Here is a 19679-nt window from a genome sequence, read left to right on the forward strand (position 1 = left end):
GACCACGCCCTCCCCGTCGGTCCGGTGGGCGTGGTCCAGCCGTCCGCCGTGTTCTGTCAGCCTCCGGCGGCTGGGCCGGCCGTGCCGGAGAGGGCGTCCAGGTCGCTCTTGCGCACCCTGATCACGAAGATGGCGGTGACCAGGGCGAGTACGGCCATCGCGACGGCCGGGAAGAACGCCGTCGAGATGCCCTGGGCGAGCACTTCGTGACTCCAGGGGGCCGGCAGCTTCTGGGTCTTGGCGAACTCGGCCTTCTGTTCGTCCGTCGCCTGCGCCATGAAGAGCTCCACCTGCTTCCCCGCCTCGTCACGACTGGCCGTGCCGAAGACCGTGGTGAGGATGGACAGGCCGAGCGAACCACCCACCTGCTGCGTGACGTTGAGCAGACCGGAGGCCGCGCCCGCCTCGTGCGGGGCGACCCCCGAGACCGCGGTCAGGGTGAGGGTCACGAAGTTCAGACCCATGCCGAAGCCGAACATCACCATGGGGCCGAGCACCCCGCCGACGTAGGAGCTGTCGGGGTTGATGAAGGTCTGCCAGGTCAGGCCGAGCACGACGAGCGTCGAGCCGACCACCATGAACGGCTTGGGCCCGAGCACCGGCAGGAACCGCTGGGACAGTCCGGCACCCGTGACGATCGCGACGGTCACCGGGAGGAAGGCCAGCCCGGCCTCGATCGGGGTGTACCGCAGCACGTTCTGCACGAAGATCACGATGAAGAAGAACATCCCGAACATCGCCGCGGCGAGGCTCAGCATGATCACGTACGTGCCGGAGCGATTGCGGTCGGTGAACATCCGCAGCGGGGTGATGGGCTCCTTGGCCCGCCTCTCGATGAAGCCGAACAGCAGCAGCAGGACCGCCGCCGCCGCGAAGGAACCGATGGTCAGGCTGTCACGCCAGCCCTCCTCCGCCGCGCGGATGAATCCGTAGACCAGCGAGGCCATACCGGCGGTCGAGGTGAGCGCGCCCGCGATGTCGAACCGCCCCGGATGCCGCTCGGACTCGCTGATGTACATCGGGGTGAGGACGGCGATCAGTACGCCGATGGGCACGTTGACGAACAGCACCCACCGCCAGTCGAGCCACTCGGTGAGCATGCCGCCGGCGAGCAGGCCGATGGCGCCGCCACCGGCGGAGACCGCGGCGAAGACTCCGAAGGCCCGGTTCCGCTCGGGTCCTTCGGGGAACGTCGTGGTGATGAGTGCCAGTGAGGTCGGCGACGCGATCGCCCCGCCGACGCCCTGGAGGGCGCGTGCCGCCAGCAGTTGCCAGGGCTCCTGGGCGAGTCCGCCGAGCAGCGAGGCAAGCGTGAAGACGAGAATGCCGGTCATGAACACACGACGGCGGCCCAGGATGTCACCGGCCCGGCCACCCAGAAGCAGCAGACCGCCGAAGGTCAGCGTGTAGGCGCTGACCACCCATGTCAGGTCGGTGGTGCTGAACTTGAGCGCGTCTTGAATGTGCGGGAGCGCGATGTTCACAATCGTCGCATCGAGTACCACCATGAGTTGGCAGGCCGCGATGACGGTGAGAGCGATGCCGGGGCGCCCCTCCCGGCGGGCGGCTCCCGGCTTCTGATCCTGAATCAACGGAGAGGTTGTCACTATGGGTCCCCCACAAGTGCCTTAGTGAACGCTCGCGTTCACTGACGCGTCCACGGTAGTGAGTCCCCCTTAGTGAACGCAAGCGTTCACCGAAGTCGCCGCCGTGGTGTGCGTCGTCCGTCCGCTTCCGCTTCTCGCATCCCCACCCCTCGGCTCAACGGAGAAACACAGATGGTCACTTCGCGCTGGACGGCCGTTCCTGCCCGGTCGGCCCCCCCGCGCCGGCGTGGCGCCGTGCTCGAGCGTGCGATCCTCGACGCCGCGCTCGAACAGCTCAGCACGGTCGGCTGGAGCGGACTCACCATGGAGGGAGTCGCCGCGGGCGCCCAGACGGGCAAGGCGGCGGTCTATCGCCGCTGGCCCTCCAAGGAGGACCTCGTGGCCGACGCGCTCCAGGCCGGACTGCCGCGCTTCGAGCAGGTGCCCGACCTCGGAAGCGTGCGCGAGGATCTGCTGGAGCTGTGCCGCCAGGCGCGCGAGGCGATGTTCTCGCGCCCCGGGTTCGCTCTGCGCTCGGTGATTCACGAATGCGACACCATCCAGGCCGAGCGCTTCCATGGCGTGATCATCGGGGGTGTGGTGGAGCCGACGGTCAAGCTCCTGCGGGAGATCGTCGAGCGGGGAATTCGGCGGGGTGAGGTGCGACCCGACGCGGCCAACGGCTATGTCTTCGACGCGATTCCGGCCATGATGATGTACCGCTCGAAGATGTGCGGGAGCGAATGGGGCGAGCGCGATATCGAGGAGATGGTCGACCAGTTGATGGTGCCGCTGCTGTGCCGGCGGGGCGCCTGAGCCGTACCGGCGAGGGGGCTGAGGTCGCCCAGGGAAACCTGGGTGTCGCGCGGGGGCGCGGGCGGCGTACGCTAAGGGCGCCATGCCGTACGAACCACCTACTCACACCGTCGAGCGCTCCCTGCGTGCCACGACCGGAGCGAAGGTCATTGCCGGTGTCGACGAGGTGGGCCGCGGAGCGTGGGCCGGCCCCGTCACCGTCTGCGCGGCGGTCACCGGACTGCGTCGACCGCCCGAGGGCCTCACCGACTCCAAACTCCTGACGATCAAGCGACGCGAGTCGCTCTCCGAGGAACTGCTGACGTGGGTGACCTCGTACGCCCTCGGTCACGCCTCTCCGGAGGAGATCGACGACCTGGGCATGACGGCCGCGCTGCGGCTGGCCGCCGTGCGGGCTCTGGAAGCGCTTCCGGTGCGACCCGACGCGGTCATCCTCGACGGCAAGCACGACTACCTGGGGTCGCCCTGGCGGGTCCGTACGGTGATCAAGGGCGATCAGTCCTGTGTCGCCGTGGCGGCCGCCTCGGTGATCGCCAAGGTCCAGCGCGACAAAATGATGGCCGAACTGGGTGTCGACCATGCAGACTTCGGTTTCGCGGCCAACGCCGGGTATCCGTCGCCTGTCCACAAGGCCGCGCTGGCGGAGCGGGGCCCCACCCCGTACCACCGGTTGTCGTGGGCGTATCTTGATGCGCTGCCCCAGTGGCGGCATCTCAAGAAGGCCCGCAACTGGGCGAACGGAAACGTTCCGGAGATCGAGGGTCAGCTCGGCTTCGATTTCTGACGGATCCGTTCCCCCTCATGCGCCACCCGCCGAGGCGAGTCGCACCGGCGTTTGATAAACATCAGCTCATGCCTCTCATTCCCGAGGAGCCTCAGATTCACGAGAGTGCCCAGGGCCCGCGTGCCACTCCGGCCAGCGGCCGGGTCGCGCCGACCCCCCGTCCCGTACCCGGTCCCCGACCCGCGGCTCCGCCGCGGCCCGGTCGTCCGGGTCCCGCCCGGCCGGTGCCGGCCCAGCGCGCGGCGCACGCCGCGGCCAAGCCCGCGCCGTCCGCTCCTGCCGCCACCCCGCAGATCCAGCTGATCCCGGCCTCGGTCGAGGGTGCGCTGGACGCCGCCGAGGAAGCCGTCGACCTGCTGCTGGAGTCGGGCCGTGCCCCCGGCGACGTGCTGGTGATCACCACCGGCGAGTCGCATCCGTGGGCCGACCACGAGCTCTCCTTCGGCGAGGCCGCCTACTGGGCGCAGCACGACGCGGGCGACGACGTCTTCTACGCCGATGCCTCGGCCACCGACCGGGCCGCGCCGCGTCCCGTGGTCGTGGTCGCCGTCAACGGCGGAACCGACTCCGTCACCGCTCAGGCGCTGCCCAAGGCCCTCGGCCGGGCCACAGCCCTGTTGATCGTGTGCGGTGACCCGCAGACGATCAACTCGGTGCTGGGCGCCGGAGTCTGAGCCACTGCGGCCCTGGTCCCGGTCGGCCCGTCAGGGCTCACCGGGGAGCCGTGCGTGCCCGGAGAACGATCAGGGCATCACTGCGGCCACACCCCGCGACGGGGCGCTTCGGCGTGCCTGCGGGGTGTTTCGGCATGTCCGGTGGCGCGTCGCGGGATGTTTCGCCGACGGGTGCCGCATGACTCTTGGTGCGGTGCGGTGCGGTGCGGTGCGGTGCGGTGCGGTGCGGTGCGGTGCGGTGCGGTGCGGTGCGGTGCGGTGCGGTGCGGTGCGGTGCGGTGCGGGCCGGATGCTGCGTGGGCTGGCTGAGGGGTGGCGCTCGGGGTCGGGCTCCTTGCCGCACCCCCGCAGGCTTGGGTGTGCGCGGGTGCGGGCGTTCGTCGTCGCCGCGCCGGGAGCCGAGAGCTCAGCGCGCCGCGGCTCGGCGCAGTACCTCCGAAGCGACGCCACCGGTCCGTGGCATGGGCGGCGGGGCCACGGCCGTGGCAAAGGGCTCGGCCGGTGAGTCCGCGTGGGGACGGCGGCCGCCGCGGCCCTCGCCGAGGACCTGCCAGCCGTCACGTGTCAGCGTGATGTACGCCCCGCAGCGCAGCCCGTGCAGCGTGCAGGCGTCCCGCAGCCCCCACATCCACGCTCCGTCCTCCTCCGTCCAACGCGCGTCGCCGTCACGGCAGTAGAGCAGCACAGCCGTACGCACCGGAGTGCGCCGACGCAGGTCGTGCGGAATGACCCGGCGCAGCTGGGCGAGGAGTGCGTTGCGGAACATCCAGCCGTCGGCCGGGGCCGAACGGCGGATGAACGAGGCGCTCGCCCTCAACCGTTCGTCCGGATCCAGGACGGCGATGACCGCCGTCGCGGGCCGGGGCTGATGCCGCGCGTGCAGCCCGCTGACGACCTCTCGGGGATTGCGCAGCAGCGGAATCCCGGCGGCGGCCCATTCCGCGGGCTCGAGCATCCGGTTGGCGGAAGCGGCGGACAGGTCGGCAGAGGTCGACACGGAGGCCGCCGAGGACGGAGCGAATCCGAAGGTCACGATCCTCCCTTCGGCTACGCGCCCACACTGCGGGCGGGGGTCGGACTTGGGGGAGCGCACGCCGCAGCAGAAGCCCTACCGATTCACGATGGGCCGTGCGGGGAGCGGACTCCAATTCTTCCTGGCGAACTTGGTTGCGGCAACGAGCAATTGGGGCCACTGACAGTTTTGTGGTGATCCACCGCTTATATCCCTGCGCAGAGGACTCGACCGCAACGCCCAGGCGGCACCCGGCCGCCGTCCGGTTGACGGCAGGTCACGCCCGGACGGCGAGAACGAGCGGCAACACCCCTTGTGCGCCCGCGCGCCGGAGCACGCGCGCGGCGACCGCGAGTGTCCAGCCGGTCTCGGTGGCGTCGTCGACGAGGAGCACGGGCCCGTCGGCATCGTTGAGGGCGGCGGCCAGTTCGGGGGCCACGGTCAGCGCTCCGTCGAGCGCCTTGAGTCGCTGTGCGCTGTTGCTCCGGGTGACCTGGGAGACCGCGCCGGTGTACGCCACCGATCCCAGCAGGGGCAGACGGCCGATCTCGGCGATCCGGGCGCCCAGGGAACCGATCAACTGCGGCCGGGAACGGGACGCCATGGTGACGACACCCACCGGGCGGGGCTGGGCGTCGGCCTGCCCGGAGGCCCAGCCACCGGGACCCTTCGCCCAGTCCGTCAGCACGGCGACCACGGCCTTCGCCACATCGTCCGGTACCGGCCCGTCCGGGGCCTGGGGTGCCAGCATCGGCCGCAGCCGATTGCCCCAGCCGATGTCCGACAGCCGTCCCAACGCCCGCCCCGGAGAAGCCTGTTCACCGGCCGGAATGCGCCCCTTCAGATTGACCCCGACCGCCGGCAGCCCCGTCGGCCACATCTTGCGCGGCTCGACCTCGACACCCGCGCGCCCCAACTCGCCGCGCGCCGCGTCCAGCGCCGCCGGGGAGACGGACTCCGGGAACCTGGGCTTCGTGCAGGTGTCGCAACGCCCGCACGGGACGGCTTCCTCGTCGTCCAACTGCCGCCGCAGGAACTCCATGCGGCAACCCGACGTCGCGACGTAGTCGCGCATGGCCTGTTGCTCGGCCGCGCGCTGCTTGGCGACCCAGGCGTAGCGCTCGGTGTCGTACGTCCAGGGGGCGCCGGTGGAGACCCAGCCGCCCTGGACGCGTCGGACCGCACCGTCCACGTCGAGGACCTTCAGCATCGTCTCCAGCCGGGACCGGCGCAGCTCCACCAGCGGTTCGAGGGCGGGGAGGGACAGCGGCCGCTCCGCGCGCGAGAGGACGTCCAGGGTGCGGCGCACCTGCTCCTCGGGAGGGAAGGCGACCGAGGCGAAGTACTCCCAGATCGCCTGGTCCTCCTTGCCGGGCAGGAGCAGCACCTCGGCGTGCTCGACACCACGGCCCGCGCGGCCCACCTGCTGGTAGTAGGCGATGGGAGAGGACGGCGAGCCCAGGTGCACCACGAAACCCAGGTCGGGCTTGTCGAAGCCCATCCCCAGCGCGGAGGTGGCGACCAGGGCCTTGACCCGGTTGGCGAGCAGGTCCTCCTCGGCCTGCTGCCGGTCCGCGTTCTCCGTCTTTCCGGTGTACGACGTCACGGTGTGCCCGCACTGGCGGAGGAAGGCGGTGACCTCCTCGGCGGCGGCCACTGTGAGCGTGTAGATGATCCCGGAGCCCGGCAGCTCGTCCAGGTGGTCGGCGAGCCAGGCCATCCGGTGGGCGGCGTCCGGAAGTTCGAGCACACCGAGGCTCAGGCTCTCCCGGTCCAGGGGCCCACGCAGGACCAGCGCGTCCGTGCCGCCGCCGGTGCCCAGCTGCTCGGCCACATCGGCCGTCACGCGCGCGTTGGCCGTCGCGGTCGTGGCGAGCACCGGGACACCGGGCGGCAGGTCGGCCAGCATGGTGCGCAGCCGGCGGTAGTCGGGGCGGAAGTCGTGACCCCAGTCCGAGATGCAGTGCGCCTCGTCGACCACGAGCAGACCGGTCGCCGCCGCCAGCTCGGGCAGGACCTGGTCGCGGAAGTCCGGGTTGTTGAGCCGCTCGGGGCTGACCAGGAGCACGTCGACCGCACCCGCGGTGACCTCCTGGCGGATCGTGTCCCACTCCTCCGTGTTCGAGGAGTTGATGGTCCGCGCGCGGATTCCGGCGCGGGCGGCGGCTTCCACCTGATTGCGCATGAGGGCCAGGAGCGGGGAGACGATGACGGTGGGGCCCGCGCCCCGCCGGCGCAGCAGCGCGGTCGCGACGAAGTACACCGCGGACTTGCCCCAGCCCGTGCGCTGCACCACCAGGGCTCTGCGCTTCTCAGCGACCAGCGCCTCGATGGCGTACCACTGGTCCTCGCGCAGCCGCGCGTCGCCCGCCGGGGCGCCGACGAGGCGGGAGAGCACGGCATCGGCGGCCGTACGCAGATCTTGGCGGTCCATGGTGGGCAGGTCTTCGTCGCTCATGGCCCCATGCAACCCGATGCCTCGGACATCGCGCGAACGAGCGGGCGAACTGTGGACAGCTTCTGACGTGGTCATGGTCGGACTTATCCACAGGGCAAAGCGGAATTTCAAGATCCGCGAGATGGTCGCCGCATGACGAATCACAGCGAAGCGTCCGGGACCTCCGGCAACAGTGACATCAGCGGGCAGAACGGATGCGGGCGAAGCCGCGAGCCTTCCGCCTACCTGGGGCACGGCGCGACCGCCGGCCCCCGCGACGAACAGCAGGTCACTCTCCGCACACCGGCCGAACTCGCCGATGCCTTGCCCTACCTGCTCGGATACCGCCCCGAGGACAGCATCGTCCTCGTCGCACTGCATGACCGGGACGCCCGCGGACGTTTCGGCGGGCGGGCACGGCTCGGCATCCCGGCCCAGACGGACGACTGGCCGTCCGTCGCCCAACAACTGGCCCATGGACTGGTGACCGGAAGTGAGCGTCGGGGTGTCAAACCGGAGAGCATGGTCGCCTTCCTCTGCCAGGACCCGGCGAGCGGTGAGTCACCACGCGAGGTCATGGAACGCCTGCGGCCACTCGCACAGCTGCTGCGCAGGGCCTGCGGCAGTCTGGACGTGCCGGTGGTGGAGGCCCTGTGCATCTCCGACGGCCGCTTCTGGTCCTACTGCTGTCCCGGCAACGGATGCTGTTCGGCCGAGGGAGAGCAGATGGGGCTGCCGGGCACCTCCGTGCTGGCCGCCGCCGCGACCTACGCCGGCCTTCAGGTGCGCGGCACGCTGAAGGAGATGCGGGCCAGGCTCCTGCCGTGGGAGACCGCTGCCGCGTTGCGACAGGAGGCCGCGCTCGACGCCGCGCAGTCCGCCCTCGTTCCGCGGATCCTGGACGCGGAGAACCGCGCGGACGTGGCGGAGGAGACGCTCGCCGTGGCCCAGCGCCTCATGGGCCGCCTGGCGGACACCCCGACCGTGTCCGGCACGCTGGACGCGGACCTCCGTGACGACGAACTCGTCGGGCACGACGACGCGGCCACCCTGATTCTCGGGCTCCAGGACCGCGCCACCCGCGACCGCGCCGCCGAGTGGATGGAAGGCGACGAAGCCGACGCGGCCCTCCGCCTCTGGCGCGCCCTCGCCCGCCGCTGCGTCGGCCCCTACGGTGAGCATGCCGCCGCCCCGCTCACACTCGTCGGCTGGGTCGCCTGGTCCTCCGGTGACGAACTGGAGGCCCGCGAAGCCCTGGCCATGGCCCTGGCCGCGGACCCCGACTACCTCTTCGCCCGCCTCCTCCACCAGGCCTGCAATGAGGGCCTCGACCCCGAGTCCATTCGCCGCTGTCTGCGTGCGGAGCGCAGGGGACGCGACTTGGCGGCGGCCACGGCGGGTGCAGACGCCGGCAGCGAAAAGAGCCCCTCCGGCAAGTCTCCCGATGCCACGTCGACCACGGACCGGCCCTGCGTCGCCGCCGGCACCCGGCGCCGGCGCAGGCCACGCTCGGAAGGAAGCCCCGAGGCTCGCCCCGCCCGGCGATCTCCGGGAGCTGCTCATGCCCGCCGCGCACGCTCCACCGACGGCAACCCGCCCGCCGGTCGGCGGCCGGGACGTACGGCCGACGGTGCGAGCGGTCGGGCACGGGTCCGCCGCGGTGGCGGAGGGCAGCCCACAGAGGGGGAGTCGTGAGCGCGCAGGTCCAGCTCGGGTCCCGCATGCTTGTGCCGCCCCGGATCGGAGCGTTCCTGAGCGCACTGCCCGCCTTCTGGGGTCGGCTGAGCGCGTCCCCCTGGCTCCGGGCGCACATGACCGCGCTGCCCCGCCCGGCCGCCCGCAGCTTCGCGGCCACTCCACCAGCACCACCAAGCCGCCATTCGGTCGGCTTCCCGGGACGGGGGCGTGACCCGGAGCGGAGCAGCTCCGTTCACCTGTGTGGCGGTACCCGTGGCCTGACCTCGCCGCCGTGTCACCCCGTCCCTCTCCGGCTCCCCACCTGGTGCCGAGCGCACCCCACACGCGCCGAAGACAGAAGAAGCCGCCCCATGCCCCTGCCCTTCATGCCCGACGCCCACGACGACGTCCCGCCCCTCCGCAGGTCCGCCCAGCCCACCCGGGCTCGCGGGGACGGCACCCATGCTCCACGCACGGACATCCGCAGTCCGGCGGTCCGCCCCACGGGCTCACGCCCAGGGAGCCCGGGCGGACCGGTGGCCCTCACACCCGCCACGGGTGGCTCTCCGGGGCCGCCGCCCACAGGTACGAGAGCTTCGACCTCGCAGGCGCCGCCCGCCGCCCCGCGCCGCCCCGCGGAGTTGCCACCGGCCCACACCACGCTCATCTGCGTCGCCCTGCCGGGCCTCGCGATCTCGACGGACCAGGGCCAGCTGAACGGCAGTGGACTGGAGGGCTTCTACCGCGCCGGACGGCGCATGCTGTCCCGCTGCCAGGTGCGGGTGGCCGGACGGGAGCCGCTCGCCGTGCAGGCGCGGATGCTCTCCGCCGACCGAGCCCGGTTCGTGGCGACACTGCGTATGTCCGCCGATACCGGGCCAGACCCGGACGTCATGGTCGAACGCACGCGGTACGCGGACGGCACCGAGCGGATCACCCTGCACAGCACGGCCCGCCGCCCACTTCGCCTGCCCGTCGAGGTGTCCCTGGGGACGGATCTCGCGGCACTGGGCGCCGTCGCCTCCGGCAGCGCCGGCCCGGAACTGCCCGCGAGCGTCCACGACTCCGGCCTCCGCTGGTCCTGTGCCGATGGACACTCCACGGTGACCGCCCATCCTCCGCCCGCCGACGCCCTGGCCTCCGCGGGACTGCTGCGCTGGGAGCTGGAACTGCCGCCCGGCGGGACCCGGAGCGTGGAGCTGCGGGTACGCCCGGACGGCGCGGGACCCATCAGACCGGTCGGACGGGGCGCCACGAGCCCCCTCGCCCAGGCCCGGTCCGCAGGCGACGACCCGGCGGCGCAGGCCCTGCTGCACACCTGTCTGGAGGACCTTGAGGCCCTGCTGCTGCGCGACCCGAAGAACCCGTCCGACACCCACCTCGCGGCGGGCGCGCCCTGGCGCTGCGGCATGGCTCCGGCCGACGCGCTGGCAGCGGCCCGGATGACCCTGCCGCTCGGCACGCGCCTCGCCGCAGGCACCCTGCGCACCCTCGCCCGGACCCAACTCGCGGGCCGGGAAGCACAATCCGGCATGATCCCTGGCCCTCGACGGGACGCGGGCCCACATCTGCCGCCGGGCTGCACCGGCACCGAGGCGACCCTCCTGTTCCCCGTGCTCCTCGCGGAGGCCCGGCGATGGGGACTCCCCGAGCAGGAGACCGAGGAGCTGCTGCCCGCCGCCGAGCGCTGCCTGTGGTGGCTTCGGGCCGCCGCCGGAAGCGGTGCCTATCTGCCCGACCCGCGCCCCGGCGGACCGCTGCGTTGCGAGACCCAGGCACATGCCCACCGGGCCGCGCTGCTGGGTGCCGATCTCCTCGACGCCTATGGCCGGCCCGGCGGCGCCGAGCTGCGGGACTGGGCGAGAGACCTGCGGACCCGGTTCGGGACCGACTTCTGGGTAGAGGACCGGGGCGGCGGCAGACCGGCGGCCGCCCGCACTCCGGACGGGCGTCTCGTGCCGCACCTGGGCGCCGGCGCCGCCCACCTCCTGGACACCGGGCTGCTCGGCTCGGGAGAGCAGGCTCAGGGGCTGCTCGACAAGGTGCGGACCGAGCAGCTCGCGCGGCTGCTCGGAGGGCCCGCCATGGACTCGGGGTGGGGGCTGCGGAGCCTGGGTGCGAAGGAGGCCGCGTACAACCCCTTCGGCCATCGCAGCGGTGCCGTGCGCGTGCAGGAGACGGCGATCGCGGTCGCGGGGCTGGCGGCCGCGGGTTACGAGAAGGAGGCGAGTTCGCTCCTGCGGGGAGTGCTGGCGGCGGCGGAGAGCTTCGGTCATCGGCTGCCCGAGATGTACGCGGGGGAGCAGCGGAAGGCAGGGGGTGCCCCGCTGCCTCACCCCGCCTCCTGCAGACCGGCCGCGACGGCGGCGGCCGCCGGGGTGCTGCTGCTCACCACCCTCGTCGGCATCCGTCCCGACGCCCCCGCAGGGACGGTGACCCTGCGTCCGGTGCGCAGTGTGCCCCTGGGGGAGATCGGCATGACGGGACTGCGCGTCGCGGGCGCCCCGTTCGCCGTACGCGTCAGCCGGCTGGGGCTCGCCTTGGTCGAGGAGGCGGCCGACGGACTGCAGTTGGGAGTGTGACCTCCCGTGATGCCTCAGGGGAGGACAGATCGCGAGCCGAGTCCATGAGGCCGGCCGCCGGCCCCGAGATCGGTGACCGACAGACGTGGATCAAGTGGGGTAGTCACCGGCGAAGGGAGTGTTTATCGTCAGGCAGACGACTATGATCGCGGCATGCCCTACGACCCGTCGGACTACCCGCCCTTCGCTGTCACCGTGGACCTGGTCGTGCTGACCGTCCGTCGCCACGCGCTCTGCGCGCTGACGGTACGGCGTGGCGAACAGCCGTTCCAGGGGCGGTGGGCGTTGCCCGGTGGGTTCGTGCGGCCGGACGAGGACCTGTCGCAGGCTGCGGCGCGGGAGCTGGCCGAGGAAACCGGGCTGACCGCCCACGAACCGTCCGAGCCCGCGCAGGACAACGGTGCGCACCTGGAGCAGTTGGCGACCTACGGCGACCCGAAACGCGACCCGAGGATGCGGGTAGTCAGCGTCGCCCATCTCGCCCTCGCCCCGGACCTGCCCGCGCCCCGCCCGGGAGGGGACGCCAACAGCGCACGCTGGGCGCCCGTCGAGGAGTTGCTGGAGCATGGCGGTTACGGGCGTGACGGCGAACCGGTGGCTCCGTTGGCCTTCGACCACGCGCAGATTCTCGCGGACGGGGTGGAGCGCGCCCGTTCCAAGATCGAGTACTCCTCGCTGGCCACGGCCTTCTGTCCGCCCGAGTTCACGGTCGGTGAGCTGCGGCGCGTCTACGAGGCGGTGTGGGGCGTGGCGCTGGATCCGCGCAACTTCCATCGCAAGGTGACGGGTACGCCGGGCTTCCTGGTGCCCACCGGCGGTACCACCACGCGGCAGGGCGGCCGCCCGGCCCAGCTCTTCCGCGCCGGCGGCGCCACCCTCCTCAACCCGCCGATGCTGCGTCCCGAGGTCTGAAAGCGGCGAAGCCGGAGCCCTCGCCGCCGCGTACGGCGGCCCAGGGGGCTTCTGATGGATTTCCGCGGCGTCGCGACGCCCGGCACGCCGAGAGCGCGCACCGACCGCCACTCCTTCCTCCACGGAGATCCATCAGAAGCCCCCTGGTCGCGCAGCTCCGGCAAGGCTCGCGGGGAGGGCGAGCCCGAGGCGTGGGCCCACCATCGGTGAACGGTTCGCCCAGCAGCTGTGACGCTGCCCAGGAAGTGAGCCTCAAGGTGCCCGAAAAAACGGACATACCGCGCTATCTTGCTTCAGGTGATTCAGGCCATCGGATTGACCAGCAATCCCCGCAAGGAGTTTCCGCCCGCCGTCGACGATGTGTCCTTCGAGGCGCTCTCCGGCCGCGTCACCGCACTCCTCGGGGCCCCCGGAGCGGGCAAGTCGACAGCGCTGAAACTCATGCTCGAACTCCAACAGGGCCGTGGGGTCGCCTACTTCAGAGGCCGCCCCCTGCACCGCATCGCCCACCCCATGCGCGAGGTGGGCGTCCTCCTCGGCGATGTGCCCGGACACCCGGCCCGCACGGTCCGAGGGCATCTGCGCATGCTGTGCGCGGCTGCGGGGCTGCCCACACGGCGCGCCGACGAAGTCCTGGAGGTCGTGGGCCTGGTCAGCCTGTGCGAGGCGAGACTGAACACGCTCTCGCGGGGAATGGACCGCCGCCTCGGCCTGGCCTGTGCCCTGCTGTCCGACCCGCACACGCTCGTGCTGGACGACCCCGCCGCCGGGCTGGCCGTCCGTGAAGGTCGGTGGCTGCACGGGATCATGCGGGCGCACGCCGACCAGGGCGGTACGGTCCTGTTCACCACCCGAGAGCCCAAGGAGGCCGCCCGGACCGCAGACCGGGTCCTCACCCTCGAAGGGGGCCAGCTCGTCGCCGACCAGGAGGTCGCCGATTTCTCCCGGACCCGGCTCCGGCCCAGGATCGCCGTGCGCACCCCGCACGCCGCCCGGCTCGGGGCGCTGCTCACCAAGGAGGCCCGGACCGCACGGCGTTCCGTGGAGATCGTGCGGGAGGGGGGCAACCGGCTGTCGGTGTACGGCAGTACCTGCGCCGAGATCGGCGAGACCGCCTTCCGACACGGCATCCTCGTCCACCAACTCGCGGACGAGATCGGGGACATGGGTCCTACGTCGGCGATGCCGCCATCGGCGGTCGAAGGTGACCCGGAGTCGGCCGAGAACGCTCAGACATCGGTCCAGGAGGCCGAGGGGCTGGACCAGGGGCAGGACCAGGGGCCGGACCAGGCTCTGGTCGAGGGGTACCAAGCGTTCGCCGAAGAGCCTCGGGAGGCCGTGGCCGTGGCGGAGCCGCGGACGCCGGCTGACGGGGTACCGGAGAGCAACCCGGCGCCGCTCGTCGGCCCCGGACTTCACGCGGGTTCCGCGCCGCACACGGACCCCGGGCCCCGTGCTCACCTCGGACCGCATCCCGACTCCGCACCCGGTGCCCACTCCGAACCCGACACCGCCCCCTCGCCCGACGCTCACCCTGAGCCGCGTCCCGCCCGGGCGTCCGAGGCGGGCCCGCTGCCGATGCTCCCGCCGCCCATTGCCGTGCGCTCGGCGCCGAGCCCGCTGCGTCCCTTGCGCTACGAGCTGCGCCGGGCGGGCGGCGTAGGTACCGCGTATGTCACCGCCGCGGCCGTGCTCGTCACCTCCGCCCTCATGGCGGTGCTCCTGGCCAGGATCGGGCACACCCCGCAGCCGCGGCTGCTCGCCGCGTGGCCGCGAGAGCTGCCGCTGCCTCCCGCCGCCATCGGTGCGGGGCTGCTCGGGGCCATCGCCTTCGGTGACGAGTTCCGCCACCCCGCTCTGGCCGCGGACCGTGGCACCGTCCCCCGCCGGCTGGGGCTCCTCGTCGCGAAGCTCTTCGTGGCGGCGGCCACCGCGCTGCTGCTGGCCGTTCTCGCTGTGGGCTGCGACCTCGAAGTGCTCTATCTCGTCTATGGACCGGAGCTCATTTCGGTTCCTGCCGACTGGCTCCCCCTCGGCGCCAGTTGGGTCGGCCTCGTGGTCGGGTGCTCCTGGGCGGGGGTGCTCGCGGCCGGCGTCTTCCGGTCGACGTCAGCCGGGCTCGCGGCCGTGGTCGCCGTGCCCCTCCTCGTCGTACCCCTGGTGCAGAAGGTGCTGGAGGGGTCATCTGTGCGGAGTGCGGTCGGGTTTCCGATGCGGCTGCGTGAGCTCGTACTGGTGCAGTGGCCGTTCGGGGGAGAGCGCCATCTGGAGGCAGTGGCGCGGGCGATCACCCAACCCGTGGGCGGGGCGCTGCTGTTGTCGCTGGTCGCGTTGCTGGGGGCCTACGTGCTCACCAACCTGCGCGGCCGGGTCCGGTGATGATCGTCGTCATCCTTTCGTGCTCACCGTCCGTGCTCTTCCGTTGGCGCAATGCGCACAACTCCTCGTAGAACGCCCATTTCTTTCCGATAAGGCGTCAATTGCGACGGGGTGAGCGATCACCCTTTCGTGTGCTTTTCACCAAAGACCTCAAGGGAGTTGGGAACGCAGCCGACAAAGGATGCGTGAGTACCCTTGCGCACACCATGATGACCGCCGCCCGCTCCGCCGACTCAGGCCTCGCAGGACCGGGCGAACTCGACCGATACCCGTACGCCGAGCCCTCTGGCGTCGACCGCGTGGGCCTCCCCGCCTGGGACGGCGCGGACCCCGAGCTGGGGCGCGTGGGCCGCCGCGCCGCCGGGAGCCGCGGACGCGGGCTGCACGGCCAACTCGTCCAGCAGCTCGGCCAGATGATCGTCTCCGGCGACCTGGGCGCTGACCGCCCCCTCGTGCCCGAGGAGATCGGCCAGCGGTTCGAGGTCTCCCGCACCGTCGTCCGTGAATCCCTGCGTGTCCTGGAGGCGAAGGGCCTGGTCAGCGCCCGCCCGAACGTCGGCACGCGCGTCCGGCCGGTCAGCGACTGGAACCTGCTCGACCCGGACATCATCGAGTGGCGGGCCTTCGGTCCGCAGCGGGACGACCAGCGGCGCGAGCTCAGCGAGCTGCGGTGGACGATCGAGCCGCTCGCCGCCCGCCTCGCCGCCGGGCACGGCCGTGACGACGTTCAGCAGCGCCTCGGCGACATGGTCGAGCTCATGGGTCACGCCCTGGCCCAGGGCGACCTGCTGACCTTCTCGCGCGCGGACGCCGAGTTCCACTCGCTGCTCATCCAGCTCGCGGGCAACCGCATGCTGGAGCACCTCTCCGGGATCGTCTCCTCGGCTCTGCAGGTCTCCGGCGGTCCGGTCATCGGCTGTGACCGGGCGACCGAGTCGGCACTGGTGCACCACGCCCGGATCGTCGACGCCCTCGCGGCGGGCGACGGAGGGGCTGCCGAGGCGGCCACGCGTCAACTGCTCACCTCCCATCCCGAGGTGGAGCGTGTGGTGCCCGCGCCGCGCGAGCACTGACGGCGCCGAGAGCGGGTCAAGGGCGGCACGGCCGGGGCGGAAGTCCTTCCGTGGCGTCGCTCGACCGGCGGACCCGTGCCGCCGGGCCCCATCGGATCCTCCCGGGATTCGGCGGGGCCCGGCGGCACGACGGACGGCGGGCGTGCTGGCCGGAGCGCGCGGGGGCGCCGTGTCTCGTGGGTGCCCCGTCCTGCCGGAGCGACTCGTGTGTACGGGGCCGGTGGGCCCCGGCGGGAGCGGTGCGTGCCGACGTGGTGGTGGACCCCGGCGTGGGTGCCGGATCTCACTGGGGACGGTGATCCTCATTGAGGAGTTCGTTCGGGAATCGATCGGGTACTCATCCAAACAGAACCGGTTGTGGCCTTGATCAATTACATCTGGCAGTATCTGACCGTTTTTGCGCGCTTACGGGGTGTGACTCGGGCCACGCAGATTGGGCGTAACGCTCGCGGGAGCAGCGCGATGACCTAAGAGGCGACAGCCGCGGAGGGAATACGGACGCCGTTCACGGCGCTGTGCATCTTCCCGGCCCCCGCCCGCACCGTCGGCCCACTCCCAAGCCGGTGGTCGGCTCCGGTCCACAGTGGACTGGGCCGGAAGCCGTTTTCCAACGTTCCGAGAGGTTGTTCGTGTCGGCCAGCACATCCCGTACGCTCCCGCCGGAGATCGCCGAGTCCGTCTCTGTCATGGCGCTCATTGAGCGGGGAAAGGCTGAGGGGCAGATCGCCGGCGACGATGTGCGTCGGGCCTTCGAAGCTGACCAGATTCCGGCCACTCAGTGGAAGAACGTACTGCGCAGCCTCAACCAGATCCTCGAGGAAGAGGGTGTGACGCTGATGGTCAGTGCCGCGGAACCCAAGCGCACCCGAAAGAGCGTCGCAGCGAAGAGTCCGGCCAAGCGCACCGCCACCAAGACGGTCGCGGCGAAGACGGTGACCACCAAGAAGGCCACCGCCACAGCCGCTCCCGCGGTGCCCGCGACCGACGCCGCCGAGGACGCCACCCCCGCCAAGAAGGCTGCCGCCAAGAAGGCGGTCGCCAAGAAGGCGGCCCCCGCCAAGAAGACCGTCGCCGCCAAGAAGACGGCGGCCAAGAAGACCACCTCCAAGAAGGACGACGTCGAGCTGGTCGACGAAGAGGTCGTCGAGGAGACCCCGGGCGGCAAGCCCGGCGAGGAGCCCGAGGGCACCGAGAACGCCGGTTTCGTACTGTCCGACGAGGACGAGGACGACGCGCCCGCCCAGCAGGTCGCCGCCGCCGGTGCCACCGCCGACCCGGTCAAGGACTACCTCAAGCAGATCGGCAAGGTCCCGCTGCTCAACGCCGAGCAGGAGGTCGAGCTCGCCAAGCGCATCGAGGCCGGTCTGTTCGCCGAGGACAAGCTGGCCAACGCCGACAAGCTCGCCCCCAAGCTCAAGCGCGAGCTGGAGATCATCGCCGAGGACGGCCGCCGGGCCAAGAACCACCTCCTGGAGGCCAACCTCCGTCTGGTGGTCTCCCTGGCCAAGCGCTACACCGGCCGCGGCATGCTCTTCCTGGACCTCATCCAGGAGGGCAACCTCGGCCTGATCCGCGCGGTCGAGAAGTTCGACTACACCAAGGGCTACAAGTTCTCCACGTACGCCACCTGGTGGATCCGTCAGGCGATCACCCGCGCGATGGCCGACCAGGCCCGCACCATCCGTATCCCGGTGCACATGGTCGAGGTCATCAACAAGCTCGCGCGCGTCCAGCGCCAGATGCTCCAGGACCTGGGCCGCGAGCCCACCCCGGAGGAGCTGGCCAAGGAGCTCGACATGACCCCCGAGAAGGTCATCGAGGTCCAGAAGTACGGCCGCGAGCCCATCTCGCTGCACACCCCCCTGGGCGAGGACGGCGACAGCGAGTTCGGTGACCTCATCGAGGACTCCGAGGCCGTCGTCCCGGCCGACGCGGTCAGCTTCACGCTCCTGCAGGAGCAGCTGCACTCCGTACTCGACACGCTCTCCGAGCGCGAGGCGGGCGTCGTCTCCATGCGTTTCGGTCTCACCGACGGTCAGCCGAAGACCCTCGACGAGATCGGCAAGGTGTACGGCGTCACGCGTGAGCGCATCCGCCAGATCGAGTCCAAGACGATGTCGAAGCTGCGTCACCCGTCCCGCTCGCAGGTCCTGCGCGACTACCTCGACTAGGTCGCGCACGGCACTGCACGCGGTCGGTCCCCGAAGGCCCGGTTCCCTCGAAGGAACCGGGCCTTCGGGGTGTGTGTGGCATGCGGAAGCCGAGCTGGTGGATCACTCTGGGTGTGCCATCCAAGTCCCAGAGTGAGGAGCGCGCATGCGTCGATCGTTCGCCCGGCTGCTGGCCGTCGCGGCCACCACGGCCGTCATACCACTGGCGGCACCGCCGCCGGCGACGGCCGAGATCGTCATCGGCGGCCATCCGATCGAGATCTCGGAGGCGCCCTGGACGGTGGCGCTGGCCAGTCGTGACCGGTTCGGGGGTATGCGGGCAGGACAGTTCTGCGGCGGTGTCGTGGTCGGCCGCTCGACCGTCCTGACGGCCGCCCACTGCCTCAGCGAGGGCGTGCTGGGAGGTCCTCCGGAGCGTGTCCCCGATCTGAGGATCATCGCCGGTCGCGCCGCACTGGAGTCGGCCGAAGGTCAGGAGATCCCGGTGAGCGGCGCCTGGGTCAACCCGGAGTACGACCCCTACACGAATGCCGGGGACTTCGCGGTGGTCACCCTCGCCTCACCGCTGCCCGAGAGCTCCGTCATCGGGTTGGCGGAGGCCGGTGACACGGCATACGTGCCGGGCACGTCGGCCGCGGTCTACGGCTGGGGGGACACCACCGGCGCCGGCGACTACGCGCAGAGCCTGCGGGCGGCGCCGGTGAAGGTGCTGGAGGACGCCGTCTGTGAGAGGGCCTATCCGGGCAGTGCGGACGGCAGGTATCTGTCCGGCTCCATGGTGTGCGCCGGGGAGCGGGACGGCGGCCGGGACGCCTGCCAGGGGGACAGCGGAGGGCCGCTGGTGGCCCAGGGCAAGCTGGTCGGGCTCGTGTCGTGGGGCAGCGGCTGCGGGCTCGCCGAGAGTCCGGGCGTCTACACCAGGGGCTCGTACGTGGCCCGGGTGCTGGCGGGGAGCCGCTGAGACGGTGCTGCGGCGCGGTGCGCGGCTCGCACGTCATGGAGGGTGCGGGACGAGAGCGGGCGGCCACCCCGTGTGTACGGGAGTGGCCGCCCGGTCACCGGCCTCGAGCCGGTGGCGGCTCGTCGTAGGTGCGAAGCGTCAGCGCTCGTCCTCTTCTGCGGTCGCGGGAGCGGCCGTGAGTCGCTCCGTCTCGTCCTGTATCTCCGCGGCGATCTTCTTGAGCTCCGGCTCGAACTTGCGGCCGTGGTGGGCGCAGAACAGCAGTTCTCCACCGCTCAGCAGGACGACGCGCAGATAGGCCTGGGCGCCGCAGCGGTCGCATCGGTCAGCGGCCGTCAGCGGGGTCGCGGGGGTCAGAACAGTAGTCACGTCGCCTCTTCTCTAGCTCGACGAGCTGTCGTACCAGGGTCAACATCCAACCAGGCCGAAAACGTTCCCGCTCGCGGCTTTAACTCGAAAAAATCTTTCCGGGCCGGCTGTCTGCTGCCGGTTGGCGGCGAATGAGCCGTAGTGCGTGTCTTCGTGTCGTACGGGTTCGCGCTGTCTGTCGGTGGTTCTGGGGGTTGTCGTTTCGGTTGTACGGTCCTCCCGGCTGGGTTGCCGGTTGTTCATGAG

At 71.5% G+C, this 19679-nt stretch carries 14 protein-coding genes; 10 read left to right on the forward strand and 4 right to left on the reverse strand.

All coding sequences use genetic code 11. The features are described 5' to 3' along the window. Positions 1 to 56: 56 nt before the first annotated feature. Positions 57 to 1607: an MFS transporter gene (locus tag OG272_RS36065; protein ID WP_328224167.1), complete on the reverse strand. Its 1551-nt coding sequence runs from the start codon at positions 1605 to 1607 to the stop codon at positions 57 to 59. Between the two features lie 171 nt (positions 1608 to 1778). On the opposite strand from OG272_RS36065, the gene OG272_RS36070 reads away from it, so the two are divergent. The 3 genes from OG272_RS36070 to OG272_RS36080 all read left to right on the forward strand — a co-directional run bounded on the left by OG272_RS36070 (position 1779) and on the right by OG272_RS36080 (position 3860). Beyond that, positions 1779 to 2402: a TetR/AcrR family transcriptional regulator gene (locus OG272_RS36070; RefSeq protein ID WP_326576312.1), complete on the forward strand. Its 624-nt coding sequence runs from the start codon at positions 1779 to 1781 to the stop codon at positions 2400 to 2402. An 82-nt stretch (positions 2403 to 2484) separates the two neighbouring features. Continuing rightward, entirely contained in the window at positions 2485 to 3186 is a 702-nt protein-coding gene (locus OG272_RS36075; protein ID WP_326576310.1) for a ribonuclease HII, read from the forward strand. Positions 3187 to 3254: 68 nt separating this feature from the next. After that, positions 3255 to 3860 carry a hypothetical protein gene (locus OG272_RS36080; protein WP_326576308.1) on the forward strand — a complete coding sequence of 202 codons (606 nt, stop codon included), beginning with the start codon at positions 3255 to 3257 and terminating at the stop codon, positions 3858 to 3860. 406 nt (positions 3861 to 4266) lie between these two features. Here the strand turns inward: OG272_RS36080 and OG272_RS36085 are convergent, their stop codons facing one another. Further along, on the reverse strand, positions 4267 to 4893 hold the full coding sequence (locus tag OG272_RS36085; RefSeq protein WP_326576306.1) for a hypothetical protein: 627 nt from the start codon (positions 4891 to 4893) through the stop codon (positions 4267 to 4269). A gap of 256 nt (positions 4894 to 5149) precedes the next feature. Continuing rightward, positions 5150 to 7330 carry a RecQ family ATP-dependent DNA helicase gene (locus OG272_RS36090; RefSeq protein ID WP_327727528.1) on the reverse strand — a complete coding sequence of 727 codons (2181 nt, stop codon included), beginning with the start codon at positions 7328 to 7330 and terminating at the stop codon, positions 5150 to 5152. Between the two features lie 132 nt (positions 7331 to 7462). Between OG272_RS36090 and OG272_RS36095 the strand changes: the two genes are divergently transcribed. From OG272_RS36095 to OG272_RS36125, 7 genes are all read left to right on the forward strand, one after another. Next, positions 7463 to 9004, forward strand: coding sequence for a DUF4192 domain-containing protein (locus OG272_RS36095; RefSeq protein WP_327727527.1), 1542 nt, complete (start codon positions 7463 to 7465; stop codon positions 9002 to 9004). Between the two features lie 353 nt (positions 9005 to 9357). Continuing rightward, complete coding sequence (locus OG272_RS36100) at positions 9358 to 11568, forward strand: glycogen debranching N-terminal domain-containing protein (RefSeq protein WP_327727526.1); 2211 nt, start codon at positions 9358 to 9360, stop codon at positions 11566 to 11568. A gap of 153 nt (positions 11569 to 11721) precedes the next feature. Beyond that, complete coding sequence (locus OG272_RS36105) at positions 11722 to 12480, forward strand: NUDIX hydrolase (protein ID WP_326576298.1); 759 nt, start codon at positions 11722 to 11724, stop codon at positions 12478 to 12480. 297 nt (positions 12481 to 12777) lie between these two features. Beyond that, positions 12778 to 14859, forward strand: a complete 2082-nt coding sequence (locus OG272_RS36110) for an ATP-binding cassette domain-containing protein (protein WP_405895507.1) — start codon at positions 12778 to 12780, stop codon at positions 14857 to 14859. Positions 14860 to 15044: 185 nt separating this feature from the next. Beyond that, complete coding sequence (locus OG272_RS36115; RefSeq protein WP_326576294.1) at positions 15045 to 15932, forward strand: FCD domain-containing protein; 888 nt, start codon at positions 15045 to 15047, stop codon at positions 15930 to 15932. 629 nt (positions 15933 to 16561) lie between these two features. Next, positions 16562 to 18103: an RNA polymerase sigma factor gene (locus OG272_RS36120; RefSeq protein ID WP_327727524.1), complete on the forward strand. Its 1542-nt coding sequence runs from the start codon at positions 16562 to 16564 to the stop codon at positions 18101 to 18103. A 145-nt stretch (positions 18104 to 18248) separates the two neighbouring features. Then, positions 18249 to 19064: a serine protease gene (locus tag OG272_RS36125; RefSeq protein ID WP_327727523.1), complete on the forward strand. Its 816-nt coding sequence runs from the start codon at positions 18249 to 18251 to the stop codon at positions 19062 to 19064. 138 nt (positions 19065 to 19202) lie between these two features. Here OG272_RS36125 and OG272_RS36130 read toward each other — a convergent pair whose 3' ends face one another. Further along, entirely contained in the window at positions 19203 to 19433 is a 231-nt protein-coding gene (locus tag OG272_RS36130; RefSeq protein WP_013000244.1) for a hypothetical protein, read from the reverse strand. Positions 19434 to 19679 lie beyond the last annotated feature (246 nt).

The organism is Streptomyces sp. NBC_00104 (assembly GCF_045160825.1).
GTDB lineage: Bacteria > Actinomycetota > Actinomycetes > Streptomycetales > Streptomycetaceae > Streptomyces.

Coding starts and splice junctions, on each gene's coding strand:
- OG272_RS36095 (WP_327727527.1), top strand. CDS start 7,463: ATGACGAATCACAGCGAAGCGTCCGGGACCTCCGGCAACAGTGACATC.
- OG272_RS36125 (WP_327727523.1), top strand. CDS start 18,249: ATGCGTCGATCGTTCGCCCGGCTGCTGGCCGTCGCGGCCACCACGGCC.
- OG272_RS36075 (WP_326576310.1), top strand. CDS start 2,485: ATGCCGTACGAACCACCTACTCACACCGTCGAGCGCTCCCTGCGTGCC.
- OG272_RS36105 (WP_326576298.1), top strand. CDS start 11,722: ATGCCCTACGACCCGTCGGACTACCCGCCCTTCGCTGTCACCGTGGAC.
- OG272_RS36100 (WP_327727526.1), top strand. CDS start 9,358: ATGCCCCTGCCCTTCATGCCCGACGCCCACGACGACGTCCCGCCCCTC.
- OG272_RS36090 (WP_327727528.1), bottom strand. CDS start 7,330: ATGAGCGACGAAGACCTGCCCACCATGGACCGCCAAGATCTGCGTACG.
- OG272_RS36070 (WP_326576312.1), top strand. CDS start 1,779: ATGGTCACTTCGCGCTGGACGGCCGTTCCTGCCCGGTCGGCCCCCCCG.
- OG272_RS36080 (WP_326576308.1), top strand. CDS start 3,255: ATGCCTCTCATTCCCGAGGAGCCTCAGATTCACGAGAGTGCCCAGGGC.